Below are 15,173 nucleotides of genomic sequence, written 5' to 3'. Positions count from 1 at the left end.
AGCAGGAAGGGTTGCGCGATGACCGTCATCGAGGATTCCGCCCAGTCGCGGTCGGGCACCGTGCCGCCGCGGTACGCGTGCGGCGAGACGTTCGTCCCCAAGTCGCGCTATGTCGACCCGGAGTTCCTGCGGCTGGAGCTCGACCGGCTGTTCACCCAGGTGTGGCAGCCGGCGTGCCGGGAAGAGGAGCTGCCCGCACCCGGCAGCTTCTACGAGTACGTCATCGGCCGCCAGTCCATCATGGTGGTTCGCCAGAAGGACCGCAGCGTCAAGGCGTTCTACAACGCGTGCACGCACCGGGGGATGAAGGTGGTTCGGGGCTCGGGGTGCGCCGCCGGCGGTGACCTGCGGTGTCAGTTCCACGGCTGGCGCTTCGCGCTGGACGGTCGGTCGTCGTTCGTCCCCTCGCGCGACGAGTTTCTCGACCGGCCTCGCGACCAGTGGTCGTTGCGTCCGGTCGCGGTCGGCTCGTGGGGCGGATGGATCTTCGTGAGCATGGCCGACAATCCGCCGGACCTGCTCGAATGGCTGGACCCGCTGCCGAGTGCGCTGGAACCATTCCGGCTGCACGACATGCGATTCCGCTGGCGGAAGCGCACGCCGTTGAACGCCAACTACAAGACCGTCATCGACGCGTTCATCGAGGGGTACCACACGCCGGGGACCCATCCGCAGACGTTGCGGGCCGCGCAGGGCCCGCGGCCGCCCGCCGAGCCGGCCGCGCCGCAGGAGTTCGTTTACGCGCCGTACACGCCGACATTGCGGTACCGCAATCACTCCCGCTTCATCTACACCGCGCGCCCGGACAGCGGTGACCGCGACGCCGCCCGCAAGGCCCAAGCCGCCCGGCCCGAGGTCTTCGCCAACTCGATGCAGTACAACTACCTCGAGGTGGGATCGCTGGTCACCGAACGTGATTACCGCGCGGCGCGCCGGCTGGCCACGATGGAGCCCAGCGACATTCCCCCGTTCGTGCTGTACCACCAGATGTGCGAGGAGTTGGCGCTCGCCGAAGGCGTCGACTTCCCGAAGATGACGATGGAGCAGTACTTCGCCGGCAACGGCGACTGGCACGTCTTCCCGACGCTGGTGCTTCTGGTGGAGAAGTCTTGCGTGCTGGGCTACCGGGTGCTGCCCGACGCCGAGAATCCGAATCGCTGTGTCTTCGAGATGTTCTCCCTCGAGCACTTCGCTCCGGGCGAGGTACCGGAAACCAGTTGGCTGGAGGTGGAGCGCTGGCAGGACCACGACGGGTGGGGTGAACTGCCCACCCAGGATCTGCGCAACATCGACGCCATCCACGCCGGGATGCACTCGCGTGGCTTCGACGGGCTGTGGCTGAACACCGCGCAGGAGATGTCGATTCGCAACGCCCACGCCATCGCCGACCGGTTCCTCTTCGGCGTGGACGACGGCCAGGGCGCCGCCGGCGATGGGTGACCAGTCGTCATCGCCCAGTCGGCCACTGCCGGCGCTCACCGCCCTCAACCGGCACTACTGGACGTCAGGCGCCGACGGGGTGTGGTCGCTGCAGCGGTGTCCCGCCTGTGAACGCCTCATCCACCCGCCCACGATGCGCTGCCAGTACGACCACGCGGTGCCCGAGTGGATTGTGTTGTCCGGCCGCGGAGTCGTCGAATCGTGGACGGTCAACCACCACCCGTTCTTCCCGGGCATCCCCACCCCGTATGTGATCGCGTTCGTCAACCCGGTGGAGGACCCAAGTGTTCGGGTGCTGACGAACCTGGTGGAGGTCACCCCCGGGGAGGTCTTCGTCGGGATGCCGGTGCGGGTCACGTTCGAGGTGGGTGACGACGGCATCGATGACGCCGTGCACCTGCCGCTGTTCACCCCGGACCGCTGATGGCAGGCTCGCTCACCGACGGGGTGATCATCAGCGGCATCGGGCAGTCCGACATCGGTCGGCGGCTGGGCCGTGATCCGCTGCAGCTCACGGTCGACGCCTGCACCGCCGCGGTCGCCGACGCCGGACTCACCCTCGCCGACATCGACGGGCTGACCACCTATCCCGGTGCGTCCATGGCGGGCAAGGGCTTCTCCGGTGCCGGTGTGCGCGATATCCACGACGCGCTCGGTATCCGGCCCAACTGGGTGGCCGGCGGGGTCGAGTACCCGGGTCAGCTGGGGGCGGTCGTCGACGCGATGCTGGCCGTCGCGTCCGGGTTGGCCAACCACGTGTTGTGCTGGCGCAGCATCTGGGAGGGCACCGCGCAGGGCGCGGACCGGCGGCGCGGGTACGGCGTCGGGGCGGGCAGTCGCGCGGCCGGCCAGCTCGGATGGCAGCTGCCCTACGGGGTATCGGCTGCCAATTTGGCTGCGCTGCAGATTCGTTCACGCATGCATCGGTTCGGTCTGACCCGTGAGCAGCTGGCGCAGGTGGCGATCGTGCAACGCCGCCACGCCGCGCTCAACCCGCGGGCGATCTACACCGAGCCGCTCGGTCTGCAGGGATACCTCGACGCCCGGATGGTGTCGGATCCGCTGTGCATGTACGACTGCGACATCGCGTGCGACGGCGCCACCGCGTTCGTGGTGTCGCGCGCCGAGCACGCCGTCGCGCTCGATCATCCGGGGGTGGCGGTGGAGGCGCTCGACTGCGCCCACCACGACCGGTTCCTGTGGGAGGGCGGCGAGGACATCGCGCGGCTGAACTCGCGGTGGTCGACGATCTGGGACCGTACCGACTTCACCGCCGATGACGTCGACTGCGCCTCGCTGTACGACGGTTTCAGTGTTTTCGTGTTGTGTTTCCTCGAAGATTTCGGGTTCTGCGGATACGGTGAGTCGGGGGACTGGGTGGCCGACCCCGCCCGGTTCTCACTCGGCGGCGAGTTGCCGATCAACACCGCCGGCGGACAACTCTCCGGGGGGCGGCTGCACGGTTTCGGTCATTTGCACGAGGCGTGCGTGCAGGTCCGGGGCGAGGGCGGCGACCGTCAGGTGGACGAGGCCGGTCTGGTCGCGTGCGGCGTCGGCGGAGCCAACAGCGGCACCACGATGATGCTGTTGCGGCGCAGTTGAGCGTGCTGCCTCAGCTGCTCTTCCCGCCGGTCATGATGGTGGCCATGCGGGCCTTCATCTCGCCGTAGGTGATCGCTGTCGTACCGGGTTTGGGGATCCGGTGGGTGTCCACTTTCGGAGTGGACAGGTCCATGCCCGCGGTCAGGGCGCGAAGCGCGGCAACGGTGCAGTCCTGCCGTCCTCGCCGATCCACCCCCTCGTAACCGAACGCGGCGGCGGCGTTGCGCCAACAGATGGCCTCGATCTCGTCGTCGGCGCAGCCCTCGAGTTCGGCGGCCAGTTGTTCGGGCGCGTCCGGCCAGCTGCTGTCCGAGTGCGGGTAATCCATTTCCCAGCAGATGGTTTCGACGCCGATGCGGTGCCGGTTCTCGATCCCCACCCGGTCGCGGATGAAGCAGGACAGGAAGTTGCGGCGGAACACCTCGGTGGGGGTGCGGCCGGCGCCGAGATCGTCACCGGTCCAGGCGCGTTGACGTGAGTAGACGTCCTCGAAGCGCTCCAGCAGGAACGGGATCCACCCGATGCCGCCTTCGGAGAGCGCGAACTTGATGGTCGGAAAGTCCCGGACCACGCGCGAGAACAGCAGATCGGCGGTGAAACGACCGGTGTCCAGTGCCAGCATCGAGTTGTACGCGAGGTAGCTGGTCTGATCGGACGGTACAGGTACCCCGCCGCCGGTGCCGATATGGATGTTCACCACCGTGTTGTTCTCGCAGACCGCCTCCCACAGCAGATCCCAGTGCGGGTCCTGCCAGGGTGGCTGCCCGTAGTTCGCGACGTGCTGGGGCACGGTCACCGCGCGGCAACCCAGGGCCGCCAAGCGCCGCACCTCGGCCGCGGACGCGGCCGGATCCCAGAGCGGGAGTATCCCCATCGGGATGAAGCGGTCGGGGTGCCGGCCGCACCAGTCCTCGACGTGCCAGTCGTTGTAGGCGCGGACCATCACCGCCGATACATCATGTTCACCCCGGAAGGTGAACAGTGCGCCCGAGATCGTCGGGAAGGACGGGAAACACACCGAGGCCAGCACTCCGGCGGCGTTCATGTCGTCGACGCGGGCGTCGACGTCGTAACAGCCCCGGCGCATGTCCTCGAATCGCGAGGGTTCGAAGCCCCACTCGTCGTTGGGTCGGCCGGCGACGGCGTTGAGGCCGATATTGGGCAGGCGCATGCCGTCGTAGACCCAGCAGACCGAACCGTCGATGTCCTCGACGATGCGGGGCGCTTCGTCGCGGTAGCGGGCGGGTACGCGGCCCTCGAACATGTCCGGGGGTTCCACGGTGTGGTCGTCGACGCTGATCAGCACCAAGTTCGTCGGGTCTATCGTCATGGCCAGCCTTTCACTCGCCCTCAACGATAGAACAGTGGATGTGCGAATGTTCAGCCGTCGGCGCGCAGCATGCGCTGATAGCGCCGCATCCCGGAGATCCAGCGGTCGTAATCGGAGCCCTTGTGCCGGTACATGTCCAGCAGTTCGGGGTGCGGCAGCACCAGGAACCGGCCGGCCTGCACCGCGTCGGCCGTGACCCGCGCGACCTCGGCGGCGCTGATCACCGGCGCCGACGCCTCGATTGCCGACGCACCCACCCGCGCGTCGGGATCGTCGACCCCGCGGATCGCCTGCAGCAGCGGTGTTTCCACCCCCAGCGGGCAGACCAGGCTGACACCGATGCCGTCGTCGCCGTAGGTGACGGCCAGCCACTCGGCGAACCCGACCGCGGCGTGCTTGCTGACCGCGTACCCGGCCGCGCCCAGCTGGGTCAGCAGCCCCGCGGCTGAGGCCACCGACACGAAGTAGCCCGATCCGCGGGCCTGCCAGCCAGGTACCAGCAGCCGCGCCGCACGGATGTGCGCGCGCAGGTTCACATCGAGAATGACGTCCCAGTCCGCGTCGGCGCCGAGCCCGGGCACGCCCATCACCCCGGCGTTGGCGACATAGACGTCGACCGGCCCGAACTCCGACTCGGCGGTCCGGATCATGTCCTCGATGCCGGCCACCTCGGCGGCGTCGGCGCGCACCCCGACCGCCTGCCCGCCGCCCCGCACCACGTCGGCCGCGACATCGGAAGCCCCGATCAGGTCGCCGACGACCACGCGCGCCCCCCGGGCGGCCAGTTCCGCGGCCAGTGCGGCCCCGATGCCGGAGCCGCCGCCGGTGACGATCGCCGTGGTGCCGTTCAGATCCATGCGCCCATCATTGCGCAGTCAGTCGCCGGATGATCGACCGCAACCGCGGCAGATCGGCTCCGGCGACCAGCTCGCAGCCGTGCCGCTCGGCCAGTGTGCGTGCCGCGGGGGTGAATTCGTGGTTGGTGACGACCATCGTTCGGGTGCAGTCCTGCATCGGCGCCCCGGCGACGACCTCCTGTACCGCGGCGGCGCCGACGGGTCGGGAGAGCCGCTTGCATTGCACGGCGAGCCGGTGCGGGCGGTGCCCGACGATGAGGTCGACGCCCCAGTCGCCGGTCAACGACGTCATGATCACCGGCACCCCGCAGGAGCGGGCGATACGCGCGACATAGTCCTCGAACTCGGTGCCCGACATCGCCGACATCGCGGGGTCCTCCCGCGGCGACGAGGTGGCCGCTCCGGAGAAGACGCCGATCAGGAAACGCGGCACCAGAGGGACCGTCAGCGCGATCAGAACGCTCCAGCCGGGACCGAGCCCGGTCAGATACGCGGTCAGGCCTGCCGCCACCGCCAACACCGCGTAGAGCTTCCAGACCACGGCGCGAAGCGTAAACCCCGCCTCCGACGTTTCACGCCGCCACGCAGCGGGAATCCCCGCTGCGCTGAGCCGGGGGGCTCTTGAGCCGCGAACAAAAGGGAATGTGCAGATGTTGGCCAACCCGTCCCATTCCAGGACCCGTCCGCACCGGGGTGTGGCGGTGCGGGTCACGGCGGGCTTCACCGCAGCCGGGATCGGCTTTTTCGTGCTCGCCGCGGTCTGGATGGGCACCTGCACCGGTTCGACCGTCGACCCGTTGGCGTGCGGGGCGCCGCAGCGCGCACTGCTGGCCGTCGGGGCGCCGGCCATCCTGCTCATCGGGGGACTCTATGCGTGGGCGCGCAGTATGCGGGCCCGGCGTGACCATATCGCCTGGGTGGTCTCGGCGGCTTGGTTGCTGGCCCTGATGGTGCTCACCGCAGCGCCCAATCTGCCCGGCTACCTGTCCTGAACAGCAATGAGCCCGGTCGGCGAACCGACCGGGCTCATTGCATCGAAAGTTTTACTGCTCGGACTTCTGGCGCTCCTCAGCAGCCTTGGCGCCGCCGCGGGCCGACTCGGCCTCGGCTTCCTTCTTCGCGGCGTCCTGCTGCGCGTCGGCCTTGTCCTGCTGGGCCTTGCCCTCGCGGACCATGTCGTCACGGCCGGTGACGGTGCCAATGCCTTCCTTGGCCTTGCCCTTCACGTCCTCGACGACGCCCTTGATGCCTTCTTCGGGACCGCTCTTGTTATCGTCGCTCATCGCGCTACCTTCCGGTGTGGTGTCAGTAATCGATCTCCGGACTTCCAAGACCGGATGCCAAGAGGCTTCCCAGGGCGCCGAAGAGCTAAACGAGTGACGCCCGTCTCAGCTGAACGTCACTGATCAACAACACATTTCAGGTGGGGTTTGGGCCCTGCTCGCACCGGGGTATCAGAGCCGGACCATGAGAAGTCCAGAAGCGGGCCCAGGGCTGCTACTGCATCATCGGCGCCAGGATCAGGAACGCGGCGGCGTAGATCCCCACGCCGAGCAGGATCAGCACCCCGAGCACGATCGCGGACACGACCAGGATGCGGCGCAGCGGGCGCTTTCGGGTGTCGGCAGGTTCGGTGTCACTCATGGCGGGCGGTTACCCGAGCGGGGGAGCCGCCTAACTCTGTCCACAGATGCCCGAAGCACCCATGAATAACGGGGCTGCACGCTGGGGTAGTCTCGCTTCGACGTTTCCGGGAGGTCCAATGGCCGAAGACGCGAGCCACGGTGAAGGACTGCGCTACGGGGCGCAGTCGGTCGAACTCCGTGTCGCCGCCACGCTCGAGAATCTGGCGGTGTTGCGCACGCTGGTCGCCGCGATGGGCACCTTCGAGGACCTCGACTTCGACGCCGTCGCCGACCTGCGGCTGGCCGTCGACGAGGCCTGTACTCGGCTGATCCGGTCCGCGGTGCCCGACTCGACGCTGCTGTTGGTCGTCGATCCGCAGCCCGACGCGCTGCTGGTGCACGCCTCTACTACGTGCGACAACCCCGACATCCTCGCCCCGGGCAGCTTCAGCTGGCACGTGCTGAGCTCGCTGACCGACGACGTCACCACCTTCTCCAATGGGCAATCGCCGGCGGGCCAGGTGTTCGGGATATCCATGACGACGAGGCGAGCGAGTTCGTTGCAGTGACGCGCTCGTCGTCGAAGGGCTCGTCACGACCGAGCTCTGAGTATGCCGACGTCGCGGAGATGTTCCGCGCGCTGGCCAACCTTGAGGAAGGCTCCGCTACCTTCCAGCGGCAGCGAGACCGCATCGTGGAGCGCTGCCTGCCGCTGGCCGACCACATCGCCCGCCGCTTCGACGGCCGCGGCGAACCGCGCGACGACTTGGTGCAGGTCGCCCGGGTGGGCCTGGTCAACGCGGTGATCCGGTTCGACGTCACCGCCGGCTCGGACTTCGTGTCCTTCGCGGTGCCGACAATCATGGGCGAGGTCCGCCGCCACTTCCGCGACAACAGCTGGTCGGTCAAGGTGCCGCGCCGGCTCAAGGAGCTGCACCTGCGGCTGGGCGCGGCGACGGCCGAGCTGTCGCAGCGGCTGGGGCGCGCGCCGACGGCCACCGAGTTGGCCGCCGAGCTGGAGATGGACCGCGACGAGGTCATCGAGGGCCTGGTCGCCGGCAGTTCCTACAACACGCTGTCGATCGACAGCGGTGGCGGCAGCGGCAACGAAGACGCCCCGGCGATCGCCGACACGCTCGGCGACGTCGACATGAGCCTGGACCAGATCGAGAACCGGGAAGCGCTGCGGCCGCTGCTGGAGGCGCTGCCCGAGCGCGAGCGCACCGTGCTGGTGCTGCGGTTCTTCGAGTCGATGACGCAGACGCAGATCGCCGAGCGGGTCGGCATCTCACAGATGCACGTCTCGCGGCTGCTGGCGAAGTCGCTAGCGCGGCTCCGGGATCAGCTCGAGTAGCCGAGGCGGATCGCCGTGCACCGCGGTCAGCGCGGTGGTGACGTCGATGCAGATCGGCAGCGTCGAGTCCGGATCGCAGATCCGCAGCAACCGGTCGACGGCCAGGCTGGGCACCAGCGCCCAGCGGATGTCCTCACCGGCGCAGCGCACATTGAGCCGCTGCAGCGCCGAGAATCCGGCGGTGGCGAAGAAGCTGAGCCCGGTCAGGTCGACGACCAGCCAGTGCGTGTGCTCGCCGTCGCGCAGTGTGAAGTCGACGAACTCGTCACAGTTGGCTGCGTCAAGCTCGCCGCGCGCGGACACCACCGCGGTCGACGGTTGCGGCCGCTGCCGCTCGAAGAGAGCGGCGTTGCAGGTCAGCTGGTCGGTGGAAATTTCGGGGGCGGTGGAAGGCATGGTGACTCCATCAGTCGATTGCTGTGGTTTCACGCCAAGGGGCCCTGGGTCTAAAAGCCGTGCGCGAACCTGCCGTGGCGGTCCGCGTTCGATGACGTCTGGAAGGCTGTCAAGTTCAACCCGTGTCTCGAACCCTACGCCGGTTGGGTGATCTTGGACAATAATTCTGAGCAGATGTTCACAATTCTCAGGAACACGTTGACGCGCGCGTCAGTGACCCTGCGCTGCGGATGATGAAAAACGTTGGCCGGGAGGGATTCTCGGCTGCCGGGGTGCTGCTGGCCGCCGGTGCCGGGACCCGGTACGGCATGCCGAAGGTGCAGGCCGAGGGCGGTGCCTGGTTGCGCGCCGGGGTCGCGGCGCTCTCGGGCGGTGGATGCGACGACGTCGTCGTCGTACTGGGGGCAGTGATGGTCGATGTGCCCGCCCCGGCCCGCGCCGTCATCGCCCCGGATTGGGCTGGGGGACTGAGCAATTCGGTTCGCGCTGGGCTGGCGGCCGCGCCGGGGTGGGCCGAGTTCGCCGTCCTCACCACTGTCGACACTCCCGACGTCGACGCCGCCGTCGTCCGCCGGGCACTGCAGGCGGCCCGGTCATCGGAGGCCGGCCTGGCGCGCGCGGTCTACGGCGGCCGGCCCGGCCATCCGGTCGTCCTCGCGCGCCGCCACTGGCCCGCCCTGCTCGACACGTTGCACGGGGACACCGGCGCCGGGGCGTTCCTGCGATCGCGAGCCGACGTCGTCGCCGTCGACTGCGCGGATCTCGCCTCTGGAGAAGACGTCGACGAACCGTGACGTGTCCTCCGATCGGGGGAACGACGATTCCACCGGATCATCATCTAATCACCCGATATGCGCATCGCCGCAGGTCGGAGAGAGTTGTCTCAACGCAGTAAGCGACAGAAGGAGACGACCATGAACCGCATCAAGCGCCTGATCGCCGCACCGCTGGTCTCGGCCGGGATCCTTGCCGGCGTGACCCTCGGAATGGCCGGCCCGGCCGGCGCCTCGGTCTCCAGCGACGGCCACGGCGGCATCACCGCCACCCCCGACACGCACGCCCGGCAGGTAATGGCATATCCGCGGTTCGGGATGTACTACTGGCCTACGATGGCTTCGGCTCCGCACGTCGACACCACCGTGCACCAGAGCCGTTGAAGCCACCCATATCTGCAGAGGTCACGAGCACTCCAGGGCTCGTGACCTCTGCCTTTTGCAGAGCCGTCACCCGTGTTCACAGCATGGCCGCAGCGAAGCGGCGCACCGCCTCCGCGCCGGTCTGTCCGGCTTCGTCGCAGCCGGGGCGGCAACGCACCGTGACGTCGCGGCTGGCCGGGTCCAGGGCGACCTCGGCGAGCAGTTCCCCGGTGGTGGGCTCGCACACCGCCCAGGTGAACCGGGTCTCGGACTCCCACTGTGCCGCGGCGTCGTCGACGTGGCCGGGGGAGTGTTCGCCGAGGTCGGCCAGCGCGGGTCGGTCATCGACACGGTCGTCGGCGCGCAGCGCACGCAGGTACCAGGAGCCGGCATTGATCTCGACGGGTTCCACGCACGCGAGCTTGCCACGTCTACGGGATCAGCGCGCCATGCAAAGGGATCGGCCCCGCTTCGGGGCCGGAGCTACCGAAGCGGGGCCGTTCCACCCCTCGGTATTATTGACGCCGCCGTCGCACCCGGCAAACGGAAACATCGCGATGAGCAGAATGTATACCCAGGTCGTGGGCCTGTGAAGACATTTCCGGAAAACCACATTCCGCTACCAGGGGTCGCGTATGCGACGGCGGCGCCCGCCACTCAGCTAAACGACGAAACCCGCACGCTCGGGGCCTCCGAGGGTGCGGGTTTCGTAGGTAAACCGGGCTATTCGCTCTTGAGTTCGCAGACCACGGTGCCCTGGGTGATCGCGGCGCCGGGCTCGACGGCCAGCCCGGTGACCACGCCGTCCTTGTGGGCGGTGACCGGGTTCTCCATCTTCATCGCTTCGAGCACCACCACCAGGTCTCCGGCGGCGACGGTCTGGCCCTCCTCGACGGCGACCTTGACCACGGTGCCCTGCATCGGCGCGGTGACCGAGTCGCCGGACGCGGCCGCGCCGCCGGCGCCGCCGCGCTTGCGCGGCTTGGGCTTCTTGCGGATCGCGCCGTGGGGCGCGCCGCCACCGCCGTTGCCGAGCGCGAGGTCACCGGGCAGCGACACCTCGAGCCGACGGCCTCCGACCTCGACCACCACGGTCTGGCGGGGGATGGTGTCTTCTTCCTCGATCGGGTCGCCGCCGGTGAACGGCTCGATGGTGTTGTCCCACTCGGTTTCGATCCAGCGGGTGTGCACGTCGAACTTGGTGCCGTCGCCGATGAACGCCGAGTCGGAGACCACGGCGCGGTGGAACGGGATGACCGTCGCCAGGCCCTCGACGTGGAATTCGGCCAGCGCGCGGCGGGAGCGCTGCAGCGCCTCGTCGCGGGTGGCGCCGGTGACGATCAGCTTGGACAGCATCGAGTCGAACTGGCCGCCGATGACCGAGCCGGCCTCGACACCGGAGTCCAGGCGCACTCCCGGGCCGGTGGGGATGTCGTAGCGGGTGACCGGACCGGGGGCGGGCAGGAAGCCGCGGCCGGCGTCCTCGCCGTTGATGCGGAACTCGATGGAGTGTCCGCGCGGGGTCGGGTCCTCGGTGATGTCCAGCGGCTCACCGTTGGCGATCTTGAACTGCTGGCGCACCAGGTCGATGCCGGAGGTCTCCTCGGTGACCGGATGCTCCACCTGCAGGCGGGTGTTGACCTCGAGGAAGCTGATCAGGCCGTCCTGGCCGACCAGGTACTCCACGGTGCCGGCGCCGTAGTAGCCGGCTTCCTTGCAGATGCGCTTGGCCGACTCGTGGATCTCCTTGCGCTGCGCGTCGGTCAGGAACGGCGCGGGCGCCTCCTCGACCAGCTTCTGGAAGCGGCGCTGCAGCGAGCAGTCGCGGGTGCCGGCGACGACGACGTTGCCGTGCATGTCGGCGATCACCTGTGCCTCGACGTGGCGCGGCTTGTCGAGGTAGCGCTCGACGAAGCACTCGCCGCGACCGAACGCGGCGACGGCCTCGCGGGTGGCCGAGTCGAACAGCTCGGGGATCTCCTCGATGGTGCGCGCGACCTTCATGCCGCGGCCGCCGCCGCCGAACGCGGCCTTGATGGCCACCGGTACGCCGTACTCCTTGGCGAACTCGACGACCTCGTTGGCGTCCTTGACCGGATCCGGGGTGCCGGGCACCAGCGGCGCGTCGGCGCGGGCGGCGATGTGGCGGGCGGTGACCTTGTCGCCGAGGTCGCGGATGGACTGCGGGCTGGGCCCGATCCAGATCAGCCCGGCGTCGAGCACGGCCTGGGCGAAGTCGGCGTTCTCGCTCAAGAAGCCGTAGCCGGGGTGCACCGCATTGGCGCCGGATTTCTTCGCGGCGTCGAGCAGCTTCTCGAAGACCAGGTAGGACTCGGCGGAGGTCTGGCCGCCCAGTGCGTAGGCCTCGTCGGCCAGGCGGACGTGGGGTGCGTCGGCGTCGGGTTCGGCGTAGACCGCGACACTCTCGAGTCCGGCGTCCTTGGCTGCTCGGATCACCCGGACGGCGATCTCCCCGCGGTTGGCGACGAGCACCTTGGAGATCTTTGAGCTGGCGTGACTGGCCACTGAGCCTCCTGATGGCGTGTTCTCTAAGAGCGTCTTTAAGAATGTATCCCGGGGCAGTTTATGCGCACGAAGCCGGGTGTCGGCGAGCCGGTCCCTTACCGGCGAGTAACTCCGTTGGGTGTCGTGGCCCTCGGGGTACGCCCTGGCGGCGAGGCGCACCGAGTCGCATTGATCACCGTCGACGCGGTGCAGGCTTTCGAACTGCTCAAGCGGCTTTCGCAGGAATCGAACACCACGCTCGTCGACGTCGCGCGCCTGCTGATCGAAACGGATCACCCCCGCGAAGAGGATGACTGAGCGCCACCGGCAGTTTTCTAATCAAGCAAAATTCAGCAAACATGTGCCGGGTTATGTCGTGCTCGCTTACGCTACGGCCAGATTCACCAGATAGGCACAGCTCGGCTGTGTGAAGAAGGCCCGATTGTCATGAGAGTTTCCAGGCTGGCAATCCCGCTGACGCGATCAGTGCAATCTGCCACACGATCGGTCACGGGTGAGCGCCGTCGCCCCAGTCGGTGACGCGTCGACTGAACTGAAGCCGGCGACGAGTCGGCTGTTGCGTGTTGCCAGGAGACTCCGGAGCGCGCGCCACCCGGCGGTGCAGCTCGGGCTGCTGGTCATCATCGCGGCATATCTGGTGACCACGCTGCCCGGTGTGCGGCCCCAGCCCGGCTACTCCTGGTGGTTGGACGGCATCGGCCAGAACCTCGCCTGGGTGGCGGCCACCGTCCTGTGCGTCGTGCGGACGCCGGCGACGTCACCCGATCGGATGGCGTGGCGGATCATCGCGGCCGGCCTGCTGTCGTCCGGAGCGGCCAACATCTACTACCTGTGGTTCGTGCAGCCGACGACGGTGTTGCCCACGCCGTCGGTCTGGGCGGGGCTGTGGCTGGCGTTCTACCCATGCGGTTGCCTGGGTCTGATCCTGCTGACCCGGCCGCGGATGCGGCGGGTGCCGCTGGGGCGGGTCTTCGACGGGGTGGTGGTGGGGCTGGGAACGGCCACCGTCGGCGCGGCGCTCGTCGTGCCGCAACTGCTGGCGTATCTGGGTCCCGACTTCACCCGGGCAGCGGCGACGCTCGTCTACCCGATCGCCGATCTTGTGCTGCTGGCACTGGTGGTGTTCTCGCTGTCTTCGCTGCGGTGGCGGGTGCCCCCGGCGATGTGGTGGTTGGCCGCCGGACTGGTGGTGTTCGCGGCGACGAACTCGCTGTTCGTGATGCGGCTGGCGCGCGGCGACTATCAGCCGGGTGGACTGCTCGACGGCAGCTGGGTGCTCGCGGCTCTGCTGATCGCGGTGGCTCCGGGGTTCCCGTCGCGCTCGTTGCACCAGCGTCCGCCGCCCACGTGGGCGCCGCTGGCGGCACCGCTGTTGGCGGCGTGCGCGGCTATCGGCGTGCTGGCCGCGGCCGGCTACATCTCGATCACCCCGGCTGCCCGGTGGTTGGCGGTGGCCACGCTGCTGGCCGCGCTGGCCCGGCTGGCGGTGGCGTTCTTCGAAGCCCGGTCTGCCGGTGTCCGCGCCCGCGAGGCACGCACCGACGAGTTGACCGGGCTGCTGAACCGCCGCGGATTCTACGAACGGGCGTCCCAGGTGCTGGCCGAACGATGCACCGACGACAGCGGATTCCATTGCGCCCTCCTGCTTTTCGACCTCGACCACTTCAAAGACGTGAACGACTCGCTGGGGCACGCCGCTGGTGACGAACTGCTGCGGATGGTGGCGTCGCGGCTGGCTGCCTCGGTCGAGGACACCGCCGTGGTGGGCCGGCTGGGCGGCGACGAGTTCGTGGTGCTGCTGCCCGAGGCCCGGGTGGACGCCGCCGTGGCGCTGGCGTCGACGCTGATCGCCGTACTTCAGGAAGGATTCGAGCTCGACGGGGTGGAGATCCGCACGGACGCCAGCGTCGGGATCGCGGTGGCCGCCGAGCACGGCCGCGAGCTCACGACGCTGTTGCGCCACGCCGACATCGCGATGTACCGGGCCAAGCAGTCTCGCGCCGGTGTGCTGGTCTACGCCGCCGATCAGACCGGGCAGAGCACGACGCGGGCGAACATGGAGATGCTGGCGCAGCTGCGCCGCGCGATCGAGCGCGGTGAGCTGACGGTGCACTACCAACCGAAGGTGGCCCTGCCGACGCGGGAGATCTGCGGGGCGGAAGCGCTGGTGCGCTGGCCGCATCCGAGGCTCGGGATGCTCTACCCCGACCAGTTCCTGCCGCTGGCCCGTCACCACAGCCTGATGGACGCGATGACCGAGTTCGTCATCGACCGCGCCCTGACCGACGTCGGGCGGTGGAGCGCCGAGGGTCACCCGCTGCCGGTGTCGGTGAACCTGCCGGCACCGTTCGTCACCGACCGCGGGCTGCCGGAGCGCATCACCGAGACGCTGGCCCGCCACCAGGTGCCCGCCGCACTGCTCGCGGTCGAGATCACCGAGGAGTTCATGCTGGGCCATCTGGAGCAGGCGCGTGCCGTCCTCGACCAGATTTGGACCCTCGGGGTCGCCATCGCGATCGACGACTTCGGTACCGGCTATTCGGCGCTGTCCTATCTGCGGGACCTGCCGATCGACGAGGTCAAGCTGGACCGATCTTTCATCGCCTCGGTCACCGACGACGCCGACGCCGCGGCCATCGTGCGCGCGGTCATCGACCTGTCGCACACGTTGGGCCTGATCACGGTTGCCGAGGGCGTCGAGACGTCCGACGCCGTCGCAGCGCTGGAATCGTTCGGCTGCGACGTCGTGCAGGGCCACCATTTCAGCCCGCCGGTCGACGCGGCAGAACTGCTGCGCCTGCTCGTCGCGCAGGACGAGCGCAGCGGTATGCGGTCCGCCGCAGGGTCACCGCGGCAGCGGCTGGCGCGGCTGATGTCACCGCGCGCCCGCAGGCGAGCTCGTTAGCC

The 15,173-nt window shown here is 68.8% G+C and carries 18 protein-coding genes; 10 read left to right on the top strand and 8 right to left on the bottom strand.

Annotation, left to right across the window (positions count from 1 at the left end; genetic code table 11):
- The first annotated feature begins 18 nt into the window (after window positions 1-18).
- Genes G6N31_RS14300 through G6N31_RS14290 form a run of 3 tightly spaced genes read left to right on the top strand, consistent with a single transcriptional unit; the run spans window position 19 to window position 3,042 of the window.
- Window positions 19-1,440, top strand: coding sequence for an aromatic ring-hydroxylating oxygenase subunit alpha (locus G6N31_RS14300; protein ID WP_098003813.1), 1,422 nt, complete (start codon window positions 19-21; stop codon window positions 1,438-1,440).
- Window positions 1,433-1,864 carry a Zn-ribbon domain-containing OB-fold protein gene (locus G6N31_RS14295; RefSeq protein ID WP_098003814.1) on the top strand — a complete coding sequence of 144 codons (432 nt, stop codon included), beginning with the start codon at window positions 1,433-1,435 and terminating at the stop codon, window positions 1,862-1,864. The genes G6N31_RS14300 and G6N31_RS14295 overlap by 8 nt, the downstream gene beginning before the upstream one ends.
- Complete coding sequence (locus tag G6N31_RS14290; protein ID WP_098003815.1) at window positions 1,864-3,042, top strand: thiolase family protein; 1,179 nt, start codon at window positions 1,864-1,866, stop codon at window positions 3,040-3,042. Before G6N31_RS14295 ends, G6N31_RS14290 begins: the two co-directional genes overlap by 1 nt.
- A 10-nt stretch (window positions 3,043-3,052) precedes the next feature.
- Here G6N31_RS14290 and G6N31_RS14285 read toward each other — a convergent pair whose 3' ends face one another.
- The 3 genes from G6N31_RS14285 to G6N31_RS14275 are packed head-to-tail and all read right to left on the bottom strand — an operon-like array spanning window position 3,053 to window position 5,770.
- The gene (locus tag G6N31_RS14285) at window positions 3,053-4,372 is read right to left on the bottom strand and encodes an amidohydrolase family protein (RefSeq protein WP_098003816.1); all 1,320 of its coding nucleotides are present in this window, start codon (window positions 4,370-4,372) and stop codon (window positions 3,053-3,055) included.
- A 50-nt stretch (window positions 4,373-4,422) separates the two neighbouring features.
- Window positions 4,423-5,229, bottom strand: coding sequence for an SDR family oxidoreductase (locus G6N31_RS14280; protein ID WP_098003817.1), 807 nt, complete (start codon window positions 5,227-5,229; stop codon window positions 4,423-4,425).
- Window positions 5,230-5,236: 7 nt separating this feature from the next.
- Entirely contained in the window at window positions 5,237-5,770 is a 534-nt protein-coding gene (locus tag G6N31_RS14275) for a restriction endonuclease (protein WP_234815325.1), read from the bottom strand.
- 160 nt (window positions 5,771-5,930) lie between these two features.
- Between G6N31_RS14275 and G6N31_RS14270 the strand changes: the two genes are divergently transcribed.
- A complete protein-coding gene (locus G6N31_RS14270; protein WP_234815326.1) occupies window positions 5,931-6,221 on the top strand; it encodes a hypothetical protein in 291 nt (96 codons plus the stop codon).
- Window positions 6,222-6,272: 51 nt separating this feature from the next.
- On the opposite strand, the gene mbp1 is transcribed toward G6N31_RS14270, so the two are convergent.
- The gene (mbp1, locus tag G6N31_RS14265; RefSeq protein WP_098003819.1) at window positions 6,273-6,512 is read right to left on the bottom strand and encodes a microaggregate-binding protein 1; all 240 of its coding nucleotides are present in this window, start codon (window positions 6,510-6,512) and stop codon (window positions 6,273-6,275) included.
- Between the two features lie 214 nt (window positions 6,513-6,726).
- Complete coding sequence (locus G6N31_RS27040; protein WP_165776246.1) at window positions 6,727-6,873, bottom strand: hypothetical protein; 147 nt, start codon at window positions 6,871-6,873, stop codon at window positions 6,727-6,729.
- 118 nt (window positions 6,874-6,991) lie between these two features.
- On the opposite strand from G6N31_RS27040, the gene G6N31_RS14260 reads away from it, so the two are divergent.
- Window positions 6,992-7,423 (top strand): ATP-binding protein, encoded by a 432-nt coding sequence (locus G6N31_RS14260; protein ID WP_098003820.1) that lies wholly within the window; start codon window positions 6,992-6,994, stop codon window positions 7,421-7,423.
- Window positions 7,424-7,482: 59 nt separating this feature from the next.
- Window positions 7,483-8,208, top strand: coding sequence for an RNA polymerase sigma factor SigF (locus G6N31_RS14255; RefSeq protein ID WP_276058154.1), 726 nt, complete (start codon window positions 7,483-7,485; stop codon window positions 8,206-8,208).
- Here the strand turns inward: G6N31_RS14255 and G6N31_RS14250 are convergent.
- Window positions 8,179-8,604 (bottom strand): STAS domain-containing protein, encoded by a 426-nt coding sequence (locus G6N31_RS14250; RefSeq protein WP_098003822.1) that lies wholly within the window; start codon window positions 8,602-8,604, stop codon window positions 8,179-8,181. The two genes, G6N31_RS14255 and G6N31_RS14250, sit on opposite strands and share 30 nt — an antisense overlap.
- Window positions 8,605-8,834: 230 nt before the next feature.
- On the opposite strand from G6N31_RS14250, the gene G6N31_RS14245 reads away from it, so the two are divergent.
- Both G6N31_RS14245 and G6N31_RS14240 read left to right on the top strand, forming a co-directional pair.
- Complete coding sequence (locus G6N31_RS14245; protein ID WP_234815327.1) at window positions 8,835-9,398, top strand: nucleotidyltransferase family protein; 564 nt, start codon at window positions 8,835-8,837, stop codon at window positions 9,396-9,398.
- A 120-nt stretch (window positions 9,399-9,518) separates the two neighbouring features.
- Window positions 9,519-9,761, top strand: coding sequence for a hypothetical protein (locus G6N31_RS14240; protein WP_098003823.1), 243 nt, complete (start codon window positions 9,519-9,521; stop codon window positions 9,759-9,761).
- A gap of 76 nt (window positions 9,762-9,837) precedes the next feature.
- On the opposite strand, the gene G6N31_RS14235 is transcribed toward G6N31_RS14240, so the two are convergent.
- Together G6N31_RS14235 and G6N31_RS14230 are read right to left on the bottom strand one after the other, a co-directional pair.
- Window positions 9,838-10,152 (bottom strand): hypothetical protein, encoded by a 315-nt coding sequence (locus tag G6N31_RS14235; RefSeq protein ID WP_098003824.1) that lies wholly within the window; start codon window positions 10,150-10,152, stop codon window positions 9,838-9,840.
- 311 nt (window positions 10,153-10,463) lie between these two features.
- On the bottom strand, window positions 10,464-12,266 hold the full coding sequence (locus G6N31_RS14230) for an acetyl-CoA carboxylase biotin carboxylase subunit (RefSeq protein ID WP_098003825.1): 1,803 nt from the start codon (window positions 12,264-12,266) through the stop codon (window positions 10,464-10,466).
- 168 nt (window positions 12,267-12,434) lie between these two features.
- On the opposite strand from G6N31_RS14230, the gene G6N31_RS27445 reads away from it, so the two are divergent.
- Complete coding sequence (locus G6N31_RS27445) at window positions 12,435-12,563, top strand: ANTAR domain-containing protein (RefSeq protein WP_234815328.1); 129 nt, start codon at window positions 12,435-12,437, stop codon at window positions 12,561-12,563.
- 196 nt (window positions 12,564-12,759) lie between these two features.
- Window positions 12,760-15,171 carry a putative bifunctional diguanylate cyclase/phosphodiesterase gene (locus tag G6N31_RS14220; protein WP_133117692.1) on the top strand — a complete coding sequence of 804 codons (2,412 nt, stop codon included), beginning with the start codon at window positions 12,760-12,762 and terminating at the stop codon, window positions 15,169-15,171.
- Window positions 15,172-15,173: the final 2 nt, after the last annotated feature.

This window comes from Mycolicibacterium duvalii (assembly GCF_010726645.1).
GTDB classification, from domain to species: domain Bacteria; phylum Actinomycetota; class Actinomycetes; order Mycobacteriales; family Mycobacteriaceae; genus Mycobacterium; species Mycobacterium duvalii.
This window is presented reverse-complemented; position numbering and strand designations above follow the sequence as displayed.